The organism is Paenalcaligenes suwonensis (assembly GCF_011290505.1).
Lineage (GTDB): Bacteria > Pseudomonadota > Gammaproteobacteria > Burkholderiales > Burkholderiaceae_B > Paenalcaligenes > Paenalcaligenes suwonensis.
Map to the genome: position 1 here is coordinate 213,632 of NZ_JAANPV010000006.1, position 13,886 is coordinate 227,517.

At 49.7% G+C, this 13,886-nt stretch carries 13 protein-coding genes; 3 read left to right on the top strand and 10 right to left on the bottom strand.

Annotated features, from left to right (window positions below; all coding sequences use genetic code 11):
* Positions 1-193 precede the first annotated feature (193 nt).
* Complete coding sequence (locus GY634_RS11075) at positions 194-1,033, bottom strand: mechanosensitive ion channel family protein (RefSeq protein ID WP_166408594.1); 840 nt, start codon at positions 1,031-1,033, stop codon at positions 194-196.
* A gap of 99 nt (positions 1,034-1,132) precedes the next feature.
* Between GY634_RS11075 and GY634_RS11080 the strand changes: the two genes are divergently transcribed.
* Positions 1,133-2,128 carry an LLM class flavin-dependent oxidoreductase gene (locus GY634_RS11080; protein ID WP_166408595.1) on the top strand — a complete coding sequence of 332 codons (996 nt, stop codon included), beginning with the start codon at positions 1,133-1,135 and terminating at the stop codon, positions 2,126-2,128.
* Between the two features lie 203 nt (positions 2,129-2,331).
* Here GY634_RS11080 and GY634_RS11085 read toward each other — a convergent pair whose 3' ends face one another.
* From GY634_RS11085 to GY634_RS11100, 4 genes are all read right to left on the bottom strand, one after another.
* On the bottom strand, positions 2,332-3,177 hold the full coding sequence (locus GY634_RS11085; RefSeq protein ID WP_166408596.1) for an ABC transporter permease: 846 nt from the start codon (positions 3,175-3,177) through the stop codon (positions 2,332-2,334).
* On the bottom strand, positions 3,174-4,376 hold the full coding sequence (locus GY634_RS11090; protein WP_166408597.1) for a quaternary amine ABC transporter ATP-binding protein: 1,203 nt from the start codon (positions 4,374-4,376) through the stop codon (positions 3,174-3,176). Before GY634_RS11090 ends, GY634_RS11085 begins: the two co-directional genes overlap by 4 nt.
* A gap of 98 nt (positions 4,377-4,474) precedes the next feature.
* On the bottom strand, positions 4,475-5,353 hold the full coding sequence (locus GY634_RS11095; RefSeq protein ID WP_166408598.1) for a glycine betaine ABC transporter substrate-binding protein: 879 nt from the start codon (positions 5,351-5,353) through the stop codon (positions 4,475-4,477).
* A 187-nt stretch (positions 5,354-5,540) separates the two neighbouring features.
* Positions 5,541-6,500, bottom strand: coding sequence for an MBL fold metallo-hydrolase (locus tag GY634_RS11100; RefSeq protein WP_166408599.1), 960 nt, complete (start codon positions 6,498-6,500; stop codon positions 5,541-5,543).
* Positions 6,501-6,653: 153 nt separating this feature from the next.
* Between GY634_RS11100 and GY634_RS11105 the strand changes: the two genes are divergently transcribed.
* On the top strand, positions 6,654-7,022 hold the full coding sequence (locus tag GY634_RS11105) for a winged helix-turn-helix transcriptional regulator (protein ID WP_166408600.1): 369 nt from the start codon (positions 6,654-6,656) through the stop codon (positions 7,020-7,022).
* 751 nt (positions 7,023-7,773) lie between these two features.
* Here GY634_RS11105 and GY634_RS11110 read toward each other — a convergent pair.
* The 5 genes from GY634_RS11110 to GY634_RS11130 form a co-directional block, all read right to left on the bottom strand.
* Positions 7,774-9,381 (bottom strand): GMC family oxidoreductase, encoded by a 1,608-nt coding sequence (locus GY634_RS11110; RefSeq protein WP_166408601.1) that lies wholly within the window; start codon positions 9,379-9,381, stop codon positions 7,774-7,776.
* Positions 9,374-10,177, bottom strand: a complete 804-nt coding sequence (locus GY634_RS11115; protein WP_341352826.1) for a shikimate dehydrogenase family protein — start codon at positions 10,175-10,177, stop codon at positions 9,374-9,376. Before GY634_RS11115 ends, GY634_RS11110 begins: the two co-directional genes overlap by 8 nt.
* Positions 10,178-10,190: 13 nt before the next feature.
* The gene (locus GY634_RS11120) at positions 10,191-10,955 is read right to left on the bottom strand and encodes an SDR family oxidoreductase (RefSeq protein ID WP_166408602.1); all 765 of its coding nucleotides are present in this window, start codon (positions 10,953-10,955) and stop codon (positions 10,191-10,193) included.
* A 3-nt stretch (positions 10,956-10,958) separates the two neighbouring features.
* Positions 10,959-11,942, bottom strand: coding sequence for an NAD(P)H-quinone oxidoreductase (locus tag GY634_RS11125; protein WP_166408603.1), 984 nt, complete (start codon positions 11,940-11,942; stop codon positions 10,959-10,961).
* 183 nt (positions 11,943-12,125) lie between these two features.
* Entirely contained in the window at positions 12,126-12,947 is an 822-nt protein-coding gene (locus GY634_RS11130; RefSeq protein ID WP_166408604.1) for an SDR family NAD(P)-dependent oxidoreductase, read from the bottom strand.
* A gap of 197 nt (positions 12,948-13,144) precedes the next feature.
* Between GY634_RS11130 and GY634_RS11135 the strand changes: the two genes are divergently transcribed.
* Positions 13,145-13,861: a FadR/GntR family transcriptional regulator gene (locus tag GY634_RS11135; RefSeq protein ID WP_166408605.1), complete on the top strand. Its 717-nt coding sequence runs from the start codon at positions 13,145-13,147 to the stop codon at positions 13,859-13,861.
* The last annotated feature ends 25 nt before the right edge of the window (positions 13,862-13,886 follow it).

A 13,886-nucleotide genomic window follows, 5' to 3' on the forward strand; every position in this document is an offset into this window, starting at 1 on the left:
CGATATCACTGATCATCCTCAATATTCAATACGAACTTAGAGCCCCTAAGGAAGTCGTCTGTATCCATGTGAGGGGCTCCCTGTTTACAACAATGCCATACACCCAGAATGCACCAACTTCCGTTACTTCAAGGCATAAAAAACCCGCCCTTTTATAGGGCGGGTTAGATGCTGTAGCCTTTATTTTCTATACTTAAGCGCTGGCTTTTTCTGTGTCCGTCGGAGCACTGATTTCACGCACTGGTACTGGAATGCGCAAACCTTCATCTTTCAGCAAGATTGGTGCTTGACGCAACAGTTCGAAGCGTAAGTTCCAGAAGTTCTCGGACAAACTCCACACACGCACTGTCACCACAACAGCACTGTCTTTGTACTGCGTGACCATAACCTGTGGTGCAGGGTCTTTAAGCACATGCTCATTACCCTCTGCCATTTTTTTCAAAATACGAATGGCTTTATCCAGATCATCGCCATAACGCACCGCTACTTCCACATCCATACGGCGGGTTTTATTGCGGCTGTAGTTGATGATGGCGCTGCCCCAAATAGAGCTATTAGGCAATGTAAACTCAATGCCATCGACCTGTATAAAGCGGGTTAGAAACAAACCCACTTCATCCACCGTACCATCCCCCTGGCCTACGACTGATACAAACTCACCCGCACTGATGGGGCGTAGTATTAGCAACATAATGCCCGATGCCACGTTTTGCAGCGTACCTTGCAAAGCCAAACCTACCGCCAAACCCATTGCACCCAGCATGGCTACGATACTGGTAGTTTGCACACCAAAGCGTGCCAAGACGGCGATCAACACGATGATACGTATGAACCATTGCAGCACGATGGTGAGCATGGGGATCACTGTGCGATCCATGTGTGGCATACGTGTCAGGAATTTGCGCAAAAACCGGGCTGCAACTGACGATAGCCACCATCCAACAATAAGGATAACAGCAGCCAAAAGCAGATTGACACCAAACGTCTGTAATAACGATAACGTTGAGTTTTCGATCAGCTGTGTTTCAGTCATTCACCTTTCTCCCTAAATAAACATCACATGCAACAATCATAACGGGTTTTAACTGCCCTATGATATGAGTATCGTTGTCTGTTACAAGGACTCACTAACATGTCTACTCGTGCCACTTTTTCTGCGCTGGATTTAGCCCCTATCACGCAAGGAGGCTCCGCTAGGGATGCATTTTTGCGTGCCGCTGAACTTGCCCAACACTGCGAAAACCTTGGTTTTACTCGCTACTGGTTAGCTGAGCATCACGGCATGCCGGGCATTGCCAGTGCTGCCACCGCTATTTTGATCAGCCATGTGGCCTCACAAACGCAACGCATACGCGTAGGGGCTGGTGGCATTATGCTGCCCAACCATTCACCACTGGTAATTGCCGAGCAATTTGGCACCTTGGAAAGCTTATACCCTGGCCGTATAGACTTGGGCTTAGGCCGCGCTCCGGGTTCAGACCAAATCACCTCTAGAGCGTTACGCCGCGACTTAAACTCTGACCCAGAACAGTTCCCCCGCGATGTATTAGAACTGATGGACTACATGTCAGATGAGCCCGAGCAGCCGGTAGTTGCCGTACCAGGTCGCGGCAGTAAAGTACCTGTTTGGATTTTGGGTAGTAGCTTGTATGGTGCTCAGTTGGCTGCTGCATTGGGCCTACCCTACGCCTTTGCCTCGCACTTTGCACCAGCGCAACTGGCCCATGCCTGTGAAGTCTATAGGCAGCACTTCCGCCCGTCTAAATACTTAGACAAGCCGTACTTGATGCTGGGCTTTAATATTTTTGCCGCTGATACCACTGCAGAAGCCGAAGACTTAGCCACATCGTGGCAGCAATCTTTTGTGAGCCTGCGCTCGGGCAAACCTATTACCCTACCGCCACCCGCACCCGGCTATATGGATAATGCCAGTCCTCAAGCACAAGAACTCATTAAACACATGATGCACTGCACCGCTATTGGTGATGTGGACACGGTGCGCCAGAAGATTCACTCAACACTCGTGAATACTCAAGCTAATGAGCTGATTGTGACCAGCAATATTTACGATCAGAAAGCACGTTTGCATTCGTATACGTTGGCAGCAGAGGCGTTTAAGTCGCTGTAGCTAAGGCAGTATCGGTAGCTTACGCTGGGGGCTGCAGAAATACTTTTTGTGATTTGAGACACCAAATCAAAAAAGTTTTCTCTCCGCCCACCGAGTGTTCTGATTACTGAACGATTTACCACCCTTTCTAAAGCAATAACAGCAGGGGCTATGAACACCAAAAAGGCTTGGAAATATCCAAGCCTTTTTATATCGCTTACCGCTTATTTCTTTTTGCTGCTGCGCTTTTGCAAAGATTGCGTCAGTCTATCTAGCAACATGGCCAGAATCACTACGGCAATACCTGCCACAAAGCCATCGCCAGAACGCAGTCGCTGAATGGCGCGCCATACTTCGCTACCTAAACCATCGGCACCAATCATAGCGGCAATCACTACCATGGACAAGGCCAACATAATGGTCTGGTTCACACCCGCCATAATGGTAGGCAACGCTAACGGTAACTGCACTTTAAACAGTTTTTGTCGACGTGTCGCACCATAAGCATCAGCGGCCTCGATCAAATCAGAAGGCACTTGGCGTATGCCCAAAATAGTCAGGCGTATCGCCGGTGGCATAGAGAAAATCACCGTAGCAAAAATGGCCGATACCGCACCAATACCAAAAAACGGAATGGCGGGGATTAGGTACACAAAGGCCGGCATGGTCTGCATGAAATCCAGCATTGGCATCACCACTTTATATAAGCGGTTAGACAGTGCAGCCACAATACCTATAGGCAAGGCGATCACAATAGCAACCAAGGTGGCAATGACGACCAACGTCAGCGTTTGAATCATAGGTACCCATAAGCCTAGGTTCCAGATCAAGCCCAAACCGGCCACAGCACCTATAGCTAAACGCCAGCCCGAAGCACGCCAACACAACAGCGCAAAGGCTGCTATCAGCAACCATTCAGGCAATGCCAGCAAACCATCGTTCAGTAGATCAATGCCGTCTTGAGTAAAGCGTGACACACTGCGCGTTACGCCAGAATAGCTAGAAGTCAGCGAGTTAAGCCCCTGCTCGATCCAACGGCTTAACGGTAAGGTTGGAATACTACTCATCATGAGGTTTCTCCTGCTTTAGCCAGCTCATCTAACACGGCACCTTTCACCACCACGCCTAATAACTGTTCTTTGTCATTCACAACGGCAACAGGAATACTGCGATCGAATAACCCGAATAGTTGATTCAATGGCTCGTCTGGCCCTACTTTAGGTATATCGGTATCTATATAGCTTTGTATGCTTTGTGCCTGATCTTGAATGGCTTTGCGCAACACAGCCGCTTCAATCAAGCCAATTAAGCGTCTGTCTCGCGTTGTCACATACACCGAGTCGATACTGTTTTCACTCATCTTGCGCAACGCTGTACGTGGCCCATCATCAGGACGCACCGTCACGCGCGAAGAGCGCATAGCACTGCTTGCGGTCAATACTCGGGCTTTATCCACACCTTCAATAAAGCGCGCCACATAGTCATCGGCGGGTTTGCTGAGAATTTCTTCTGGCGTACCTTCTTGCACGATCTCACCGTCTTTCAGCAAGATGATGCGGTCACCAATGTTTAACGCCTCATCCAAGTCGTGCGTGATGAAAATGGTGGTTTTACGCGTGCGGTACTGCAATTCTTGCAGCTCTTGCTGCATATCTTTGCGGATTAATGGGTCTAGCGCCGAAAAGGCTTCGTCCATCAACAACACGCTGCCGTCGTTTGCCAGCGCTCGCGCAATACCCACGCGCTGTTGCATACCACCAGACAGTTGTGAGGGATAGGAATCTTCCCAGCCTTTAAGGCCCACTTGCTCTAATGCATCGACAGCAATACGACCACGTTCTTCTTTTTCCATGTGGCGTATTTCTAGCCCGAACTCTACGTTTTGCTGCACAGTTCGGTGTGGAAATAAGGCGAAATTCTGAAACACCATCGAGAAATGCTCACGTCGCACTGCCAGCAATTCTTTTTCAGATAACTTAGTGATGTCTTGACCCGCTATTTCCACCTGCCCTTCGGTAGGATCTATTAAGCGATTCAAGCAACGGATCAAGGTAGATTTACCGGATCCCGACAAGCCCATAATAACGAGCAGCTCGCCTTCATACACATCAAAGTTGATGTCATAAAGCCCAAGGGTATGGCCAGTTTGTTCAAAAATCTCAGGGCGTTTTTTACCCTGCTTACGTAAAGCCAGTGCACGATCTGGATTAGCACCAAAAACTTTACTTAACTGACGGACTTTGATTTTTACATTTCTAGTATTCGTCATCCGTTCCTCTTTTTGCTGTAATTGAAAAGTACAAGGCCGGGTCGCAATGCGCCCGGCCTTGTGCCTATAGCGACATTACTGGTTCACCACAATGTGGCTTACTCAGTAGTGGGCATCCAGGCTTGTACTTTTTCTGGGTTAGCTTCTACCCATTTTTTGGCATTTTCATACGGATCACTACCGGCTTCTTCGTTCATCAACATGATTTCGCCCATGTCGTCGGTAGTCCAATTAAAGGCATCCAAGATGGCATACGCCTCTGGTTTTTCGTCTTTCAGACCTTTACGAGCAATGGTATGAATTTGCTCTGCACCACCGTAAATACCTTTAGGGTCTTCTAGGTATTTAAGATCCCAACGCGCAAACATCCAATGCGGTGTCCACGCGGTAATGACAACGTCTTCGTTATTCTGAATGGCATTCGCCAATGCCGCTGTCATGGTGGCATCGGTACCATCACGCAAACGCAGCTTCAGATTGTATTGGTCTACCACATCACCGGTTAAACGCTGCAAACCTGCACCGGGATCAATACCAATAATTTCGTTATTGAATTTCTTGGCGTTGTCGTTCAGCTCTTCAATAGAGTTGATCTCTGTGTAAGCGGGTACAACCAAACCCAGCTTAGTGCCATCTAAGTTCGGACCCAAGTCTTCAACTTTGTCACCCAACTGCGCGAAGTAATCTTCGTGGGTAGTAGGCAACCACGCAGCCAGCATGGCGTCAGCATCACCGTTAGCAACGGCTTGCCACATCGCCGCACCAGTCAGCGAGCTCATTTTTACATCGTAGCCAGCTTGCTCCAGCAATACGCGCATGACGTTAGTGGAAGCTACCTCAGACGACCACTCAACATAGGCCAAATGCACAGTACCTTTGTCTTGGGCATAGGCACTGCCAGTTCCCAATAACCCTAGGCCAAAAACAGCGGTACCCATTGCAACACTTAGACGTTTCAGGATTTTATTTATTAACATAATCATTTGACTCCGAATCATTCTAGAGCTAATCATTATATCAACAAATCAATTTCAGTCTAGCGCAGCATAACGAAAACGGCATAATCAGGCGCATAAAAATGCTGATGCACCGCCCCGTAGTAGAAGGCAGTGCATCAGCACAGAGACAGCAATCAATGAAGTTGCTACAGGTATTGCGCCAGCCTTACTGCCATTGCATCTCACCTTTAGCCACGCTCGCGCTTAGCACCAAGGAGCCGTCGCCCTGCAATTCTGGATAACGTAACTTCATCGCCACGACCAACTCTGGCGAATTACTAGCCTTGGCAGCCTCTTCGTTAAAGGCCTGTATGTAATCCGCCGTGAAAGTGACTGCCTCTACTCCCTTAGGTAACGCGCCCATGTAGTGACCTGGAATGACTACATCAGGTGATAAAGCCTTGATACGCGCTAAGGTTGCCAACCAATCAGCGTGCGACTGCGGTGTTTGCGTATCGGCCATCCATACATGCTCGCCAGACATCACGGGAATCCCGCCCACAACCGTTTTACTAGCAGGTATCCACACAAACGTACGATCTGGCGTAGGGCCATCTAACCCCACCACCTTGAGTTCCTGCCCTTCTAGCAACAAGGTATCGCCCTCTAACGCTTGAGGAACAACAATCCTACTGGGAGCGCTATCGCCCATTTTCGGCCCCCAAAAAGCAAACTTGGCATCCTTAGTCGCTTCTATGTGCGCAATGGTGGCGGGTGTAGCCAGAATGTTGGCGTCCGGAAAAGCCTCCTGTAACGTCGCCAAACCAAAGTAATAGTCGGGATCACCATGACTAATATAGATAGTGCTTAACCGCTTCCCTGTTGCTTTAATTTTCTCTACAAGCTGGCTGGCTTCAGTTGTAGAAAACTGTGCGTCAATTAAGATGGCTTCATCTTTGCCTTGTACCAATACCGACGACACCGCAAAAATCGCCTCGCCACCCCAATTAAACGGCTCTATGGTTAATGCCGCTTGTTGCGCTTGGTGTGTAGCTGGGGTCGCAACCACAGCCGTTTCTGCTGCCAACACCTGCGCAGATGCTCCTGTTAATGTCGCAGCCACTGCCACCACAACCGTAGAAAACACATAGCGCCCCGTTGCGCCTAATCCTGCAATATGTGCCATAGTCAGCTCCAAAAATCTTTAATTAATACTAGGTCACTAAAATAGACCTATGCTGCTACGAATGCTACACTCACCCAACATTGAGCACAAGAAGTCACACGAACGTGCCTCAGTCACCTCAACGTGACCATCCTGCTAGCAAGAGAAACACCCATGTCTGAAAAAAGCACACAGCCCATAGAGTTTGACCAACCCTGCCCCATCCGCGATGTGTTGGATCGCATTGGTGATCAGTGGAGTTTGTTGATTTTGGAATCGCTCAAAGACCGCATACTGCGCTTTAACGAACTACACCGTGAGATAGGTGATATTTCCAGACAGGTACTATCGCGTACGCTGAAACGCTTAGAGAACGATGGCTACATCAGCCGCACGCTCTATCCCGAGGTTCCACCACGGGTTGACTATGCGTTAACAGAGTTAGGGAGATCGTTTCTGGTGCCTATGCAGCAGTTAGTGCAGTGGGCAGATAGTAATCATGAGGCGATTTATTTGGCGCGAAAACAGGCTGCAGGGGTGTAAGTGGTGGGTTAAAAGCCTGCTTACTCACGACTGGACTGCATTCGCCTAAGGCTGCGAAAGTATTTTTTTATTTGAGACACCAAATAAAAAAACACTTCCATCCGCCTTTTGCTCGTCGCTTGCAGAGGTTTTGAGGCAGATGATTTCTGTAGGTGTACCTACTTCTGCACAAACACATTGTGTCGCGCTGTATTTCTTATTCAATGCTGTCGTTAGTTGCTTGATGTGCCTCAGAAACACTTAAGAAAAGCACCCAATTCAGCACAGAGCAGTAGCCAGCCGCTACGCTAATACAAAACAGCCTCTTATATGTGCTAACCAGCGCTACGCATAGAGGTCTACATTTATCCTTAGCAGAGTATTTCGAGGCTAGCGTACTGACTGCCCCACAAGAAAGGGCTGTAAACCTACCAGTAGCAGCATGCTCAGGGGGGGCGGAGAGAAAATTTTTTTGATTTGGTTTCTCAAATCACAAAAAATTCTTCTGCAGCTCCCCAGCATGTGCGATGGATACAGCCGTCATCCTGAACCAGTATTACGAGTAGAAACCCACTAGTCACGAATAAAACCGTACCAGTGCTTAAGAAGGGGCAGTAAACCTATTCATTGAAATACCTCAGGGGAGGCGGAGGAAAACTTTTTTGATTTGGTGTCTCAAATCACAAAAAGTTGTTCCGCAGTCCCCCAGCGTATGCGATGAATACAGCCGTTATCCTGAGCCAGAATCAAGCGTAGAAAAACTCACCAACCATCACCGCGCATCTTTCAAAATCAGATCCGCCCCTTTCTCAGCCACCATCATCACCGCCGCTTGCGTATTCCCGCTGACCATTGCTGGCATCACCGACGCATCCACAATACGCAAACCTTGCAAGCCACGTACTTTCAAGCTTGGGTCTACCACAGCGTTGTCATCAGTACCCATCCTACACGTACCAATGGGGTGATAAATAGTCTGACCATTCTCACGTGCAAAACGTAACCAATCCGCATGACTTTGCACCGCACTACCTGGCGCCATCTCTTGCTCTACATAGCGACTCATGGCGGGTTGCGCCATGATATTACGCGCTACCTGCATGCCACCAATCAAACTATCTTGGTCTTCCTGAACCGCTAAGAAGTTAGGTTTGATGGCCGGTTGCATGTAGGGGTCGGACGATTGGGCATGAATGCTACCTTGTGACTTAGGACGCAACTGCGCCACACCCAAGGTCATACCCGGCAGCTTGTCTAACTTACGTTCGGCAGCATTGGCGTAACTGGCATGCATAAAGAAATACTGCACATCGGGCGCGGTAAGTTCAGGACGACTTTTGACGAAACCAAAGGCCAACCCTGTACCCAGCGTAAGAATCCCTGTACGTCGGGTAAAGTACTGACCCACCGCCGATACCAACGACAAGCCACGCGTGAGTTCATTCAGAGAATCAGTACCTTTCACACGCCAATTCATACGCGTGCAGAAGTGGTCGATGTAGTTCTCACCAACCCCTTCTAACGCGTGACGTACAGGCACCCCAATATTCTGCAGTACCTCAGGCTTACCAATACCCGACAGCTCAAGAATTTGCGGGGTTTGCACAGCCCCCGCAGCCAGAATGACTTCGGCCTTGGCATTCACCGTTACCGTCTGCCCGTTATGCACATAGCGCACACCGGTACAACGTTTTTGCTCGTCTAGTTCTAGATTTAGCACATGCGCATCGGTACGCACGGTTAAACCGGAACGCTGCTGAGCAGGAGCTAAATAACCATCTACCACACTCCATCTGCGGCCTTTATGTTGCGCCACTTGGTAATAGCCAAAGCCTTCTTGGTCACCACTGTTGTAGTCAGCATTTAAGGGGTGCCCGGCTTGTTGCGCTGCATCCAGCAAGGCTGTGGATAAGGTATGGCGCTCTGACACTTCACAGATATGCATAGGGCCATCCGTACCACGACCTTCCCCACCTTGTGCGTAGTTTTCTAACTTGCGAAAGTACGGCTCAACGGACTGGAAATCCCAACCCGATGCCCCCAGCTCTGCCCAATGATCGTAATCTTGCGCTTGGCCACGCACATAGATCATGCCGTTAATTAGCGTTGAGCCACCCAAGCCCTTACCACGCGGCACAGCAATCACTCTGTTTAACGTGCTTTCTTCGGGGGCTGTGGAAAAACGCCAATTGAATTTAGGGTTAGTCAGCAGCTTGCTAAACCCAGCAGGTATAGGAATCCAAAACCCTTTACCTTGCCCGCCAGCTTCTAGCAGCAACACGCTATAGCGTCCATTGGCAGTCAGGCGATTCGCTAGGATACTCCCAGCGGTACCACCCCCTACCACTACATAATCGAAGCTTTGGTTGGTATTAGACATGATCGGCGGTATCCAGCATGAACTCTGCCATCAATCGCACTTGCTCATCCAACATATGACGACCAAAGTGCACGGGACACCCTTTCTGCTGTGCAGCCTCTAACAATGGAGTAAGAGCTGGTTTCATGATGATTTCTGCCACCAATGTACTGGATGCAATGGTCGCGACATCCAGTGGCAAGGCATCGTCTGGCTTCATACCCAACGACGTCGCGTTCACCACAATGTCGTAGCCTTGCGCATTGGCATCACCGGCTCGCACTGGAGCATCAGCCACGATCTGTTTAATACGAGTGGCAATGTCTTCGGCTTTGCTCAAGGTACGATTGCTAATCACTAACTCGCTTACGCCCGCTTGCACTAACGCAAACGCTATCGCACCTGATGCACCACCTGCCCCCACTAGCAATACACGTTTACCTTTGGGGTCATTACCTTGACTGATTAAGCCACTAACAAAGCCTGCACCATCAAACATGTCGCCATACAAACGACCATCAGGCAAACGGCGTACGGTATTGACCGCACCCGTTGCTTTGGCAGTAGGCCCCAGCACATCGCACAGCTCGGCCACCGCATTTTTATGAGGCACCGTGATAATGCAACCGCCCATATTTTTCATGCCACGTATGGCATCTAACGTGGTGGACAAGGTTTCAGATGGCACATGCATAGGCACCAATACGCCATCTACCTTGTGCTGATCAAAATAAGCATTTAGCACTTCTGGGGTACGCACTTGAGCGATAGGGTCAGCCAGAATAGCGAATAAACGGGTATTTCCTGTAATCAACATAATCAGGGTCTCCTTAGGTCAACATCCAGCCGCCAGCCACATCCAGCACTTGTCCGGTAATAAACGCAGCGCTAGGTGAGGTTAAAAATAAGCAAGCGTCTGCTACTTCCACAGGCTCGCCCAATCTACGTAATGGGGTTTCTTTCACCACATCGTCGTTGGCACTGCTGACTACGGTTTTCAGTAAAGGCGTATTAATACGACCAGGAGCCAACGCATTCACGGTAATGCCGTGTGGGCCCAGCTCACCAGCTAGGTGACGAGTAAAACCAATTAGGGCGGCTTTGGTAGTGCTGTAATGCGCCGCCACAATATCCACAATATTGGCTTTACCTGCTACGGACGACATAGACACAATACGGCCAAACTTACGCTCTACCATGCCGGGTGTCAGGATGCGCGACCAGTTAAAGGAGCTGTTTAGGTTCACGTTCATCACGCGATTCCACTCGGCTGGGTCCATCTGGTGAAATGCCATAGGGTGACCATCGTGCTTAGGTGAAATGCCTGCATTATTCACCAAGGTATCAATAGGCCCTAAGAGGCTTTGCAACTGATCAGCGGCACGCTCGCAGGCGTGGTAATCGGCTACATCTGCCGCAGCGAAGGCCACGTTATGGCCCGCATCTTTCCATTCAGCGCACAAGGCTTCACCGCGCTCGGCATCCATATCCACGATGGCAACGCTTGCGCCGTCTTGCACATAGCGTTCTGCAATGGCTCTGCCTATGCCGCCTAGACCACCTGTTACTACCACTACTCTATTTTGATGCTGCATGGCCTACTTCCCTACTTTCAACATAATTTTGCCAATGTGTTGGCTGCTTTCCATTAAACGGTGTGCGGCTTGTACCTCATCAAGCGCGTACTCGGCGTGTATCACTGGCAAGCACTTTCCAGCTTCTAGCAAAGGCCACACAGCCTTTACCAAGTTATTGACCAAGGCCGCTTTTTGTTCACTGCTACGTGCACGCAAGGTTGAACCTGTTACGGTCAGACGTTTCAACATGATGGGCATTAAGTCCATATCAACGCGACTACCTTGTAAGAAGGCAATCTGCACCAAACGGCCTTCTAGCGCTAACGATGCGACGTTGCGGGCAATGTAATCGCCTCCCACCATGTCAAGAATCAGCTCTACCCCTTTCCCATCGGTTTGCTGCTGTACGACGTCGCTGAAATCTTCGTCGCGGTAATTAATGGCGACATCGGCACCTTGTGCTCGGCATACTTCGGCTTTGTCGGCATTACCTACGGTGGTTAATACACGTGCACCAAAGGCTTTAGCCAATTGAATAGCCGTTAGACCAATACCGCTGGAACCACCGTGCACCAAGAAAGTTTCACCGGCTTGCAAGGCCCCACGCTCAAACACGTTGGTCCACACCGTTAAGTAGGTTTCGGGCAATGCAGCCGCTTGCAACATGCTTAACCCAGCCGGTACAGGCATGCAGTGACGCGCATCGGTGACACAGTATTCGGCATAGCCTGCACCCGGCACCAGCGCACATACTTTGTCGCCCACTTTCCATTGACTAACACCCGCACCCAAAGCCACCACTTCACCCGACACCTCCAAGCCTAAGTAAGGCGATGCGTCTTTAGGTGGTGGATACAAGCCTTTGCGCTGCAATACATCTGGGCGATTCACACCGGCGTACGCGACTTTAATTAGTACTTCACCAGCTCCTGCGACGGGGATTTCCGCATCCACCAGATGCAGTACCTCTACATCGCCACCGGCACCGTGTTCTACGCGTTTCATGTTTTTGTCCACTGCTGTCTCCTCTTACTTGAAGCGCTTCATATTTTTGGTAAAACTAAAGATCAGAACTCGAAAAATGAAGCGCTTCAAAAAAACAAAACTTTATCATACGCTGATCTTCTTTTATCGTACATAGTACAAACCCATGCAACACGGACGCTGCCTCGTTGCATGGATACGGGCTTAAATATAGCTGTAAGCAGACCAACCACCGTCAGCCACCGCAACGTGACCATTCATGAATGCAGCTTGCTTTGAAGCCATGAAAATCGCCAAGGCGGCAATGTCTTCTGGTGTGCCTAAGCGACGTGACGGGGTACGTTTGGTCAAAGCGTCTAAATCCATTCTGCCACGTGCTACCAAGTCGTCTACCAACGCTGTGCGTACGTAGCCTGGCGCAATCGCATTTACTCGCAAACCGTGCTCGCCCCACTCGTTCGCCAAAACTTTGGTCAACATCGCCACGGCCGCTTTACTTGCACAATAGGCTGCACGTTGAGGGGCTGCCACCACACCGTACATGGACGACATGTTCAAAATCACGCCCTGCTTTTGTTCCACCATGCAGCGTGCTGCTTCTTGAGCACAATAAAACACACCATTCACGTTGATATCCATCGCACGACGCCAATCGTCACCCGACAACTCCAACGTAGGGGTATTCATAGAAATACCCGCGTTATTCAGCAATACATCCACACGACCCCAGCTTTGCTGAATTTCTGCAAACACGGCTTGTACGCCTGCTTGGTCGTTCACAGCGCAGGTATAGACGGCTACAGCCAGATGTGGATAGTCACTTAGCAATGTATCGCGTGCGCTTGCTAAGGCTTGCGCATCAATATCCAACAATGCCAATTTGGCACCGTTGTAAGCAAAGGCTTGGGCAATAGCAAACCCAATACCACTTGCCCCACCCGTAATTACGACTACCTTGTCTCTAAGGTCGGCATAGCAAGCCCACTGATCTGACTCTGCCTGCGCGACTGTATTTTGATTGCTCATTTTCTCATCCACATTGATTCAAACCAACCTACCTGATAGGATACAAAACCTGTCAGACAGGATAAAGCATTCTATGCTTGGCTAAAAACTCTTGTCAATCGCTTACGGTTTTTCTGGTTCTGTACTCAGTGTCACCACAGTAAAACCACGCTGACTTGTACAATAACTGTGCTTTACTCACCCTTTACTGCCCGACTATGGACACCATTACTCCTGACTCCAGCGCCTCACTGAGCGCCCCTTTGGTCACCTGGTTTGCCGAGCACATCAACAGCCATACCCTATCGCCAGGCGATAAACTGCCCAGCGAAAGAGAGTTATGCGAACAGTTTGGTGTGAGCCGTGCCGTAGTACGCGAAGCTTTGTCGCAATTAAAGTCAGAAGGGCTGGTGATCTCACACAAGGGTAAAGGCGTGTTTGTGAGTGAGCGCGGTAGCAGACAAAGCTTTAGACTGCCCTACACCGAGCTGCACGATGCAGAAAGTTTGGCCCATACCTTAGAACTGATACAGGTATTTGAACGATCTGCCGCACGCTACGCTGCCATGCGCCGCACCGAGCACGATCTTAAAAACATACGGCGTGCGTTAATTGCGATGGAGTATGCCATCTTGAGCGATCAACCCGGCGATGAGGAGGACTATGCTTTTCATCAAGCCATCGTAGACGCCACGCATAATCCACACTTTATGCAGCTCAACGAGTACCTAGAGCAGCATGCTAGACGCTTCATCAGACAAGCGAGGCAGCACACGGCCACCTACCACCACAACCTGATTCAAACCGTGCAGCAAGAGCACCATGCCATTTTGCAAGCGATTGAAGAACAAAACCCCGATGCAGCCGCCAGCGCAGCAGAAACGCATTTGCAAAATGCGGCCCAACGCCTGCATGTGTATTTAAAAAAGGGCTAAGGCAACGAGTTGCTTTAGCCCTTTT

What these genes read in the sequence shown, in the direction of transcription:
- GY634_RS11090 (WP_166408597.1), bottom strand. Translation starts at nt 4,376, where the DNA reads ATGACGAATACTAGAAATGTAAAAATCAAAGTCCGTCAGTTAAGTAAA.
- GY634_RS11130 (WP_166408604.1), bottom strand. Translation starts at nt 12,947, where the DNA reads ATGAGCAATCAAAATACAGTCGCGCAGGCAGAGTCAGATCAGTGGGCT.
- GY634_RS11105 (WP_166408600.1), top strand. Translation starts at nt 6,654, where the DNA reads ATGTCTGAAAAAAGCACACAGCCCATAGAGTTTGACCAACCCTGCCCC.
- GY634_RS11135 (WP_166408605.1), top strand. Translation starts at nt 13,145, where the DNA reads ATGGACACCATTACTCCTGACTCCAGCGCCTCACTGAGCGCCCCTTTG.
- GY634_RS11110 (WP_166408601.1), bottom strand. Translation starts at nt 9,381, where the DNA reads ATGTCTAATACCAACCAAAGCTTCGATTATGTAGTGGTAGGGGGTGGT.
- GY634_RS11120 (WP_166408602.1), bottom strand. Translation starts at nt 10,955, where the DNA reads ATGCAGCATCAAAATAGAGTAGTGGTAGTAACAGGTGGTCTAGGCGGC.
- GY634_RS11075 (WP_166408594.1), bottom strand. Translation starts at nt 1,033, where the DNA reads ATGACTGAAACACAGCTGATCGAAAACTCAACGTTATCGTTATTACAG.
- GY634_RS11080 (WP_166408595.1), top strand. Translation starts at nt 1,133, where the DNA reads ATGTCTACTCGTGCCACTTTTTCTGCGCTGGATTTAGCCCCTATCACG.
- GY634_RS11100 (WP_166408599.1), bottom strand. Translation starts at nt 6,500, where the DNA reads ATGGCACATATTGCAGGATTAGGCGCAACGGGGCGCTATGTGTTTTCT.
- GY634_RS11125 (WP_166408603.1), bottom strand. Translation starts at nt 11,942, where the DNA reads ATGAAACGCGTAGAACACGGTGCCGGTGGCGATGTAGAGGTACTGCAT.
- GY634_RS11115 (WP_341352826.1), bottom strand. Translation starts at nt 10,177, where the DNA reads ATGTTGATTACAGGAAATACCCGTTTATTCGCTATTCTGGCTGACCCT.
- GY634_RS11085 (WP_166408596.1), bottom strand. Translation starts at nt 3,177, where the DNA reads ATGATGAGTAGTATTCCAACCTTACCGTTAAGCCGTTGGATCGAGCAG.
- GY634_RS11095 (WP_166408598.1), bottom strand. Translation starts at nt 5,353, where the DNA reads ATGTTAATAAATAAAATCCTGAAACGTCTAAGTGTTGCAATGGGTACC.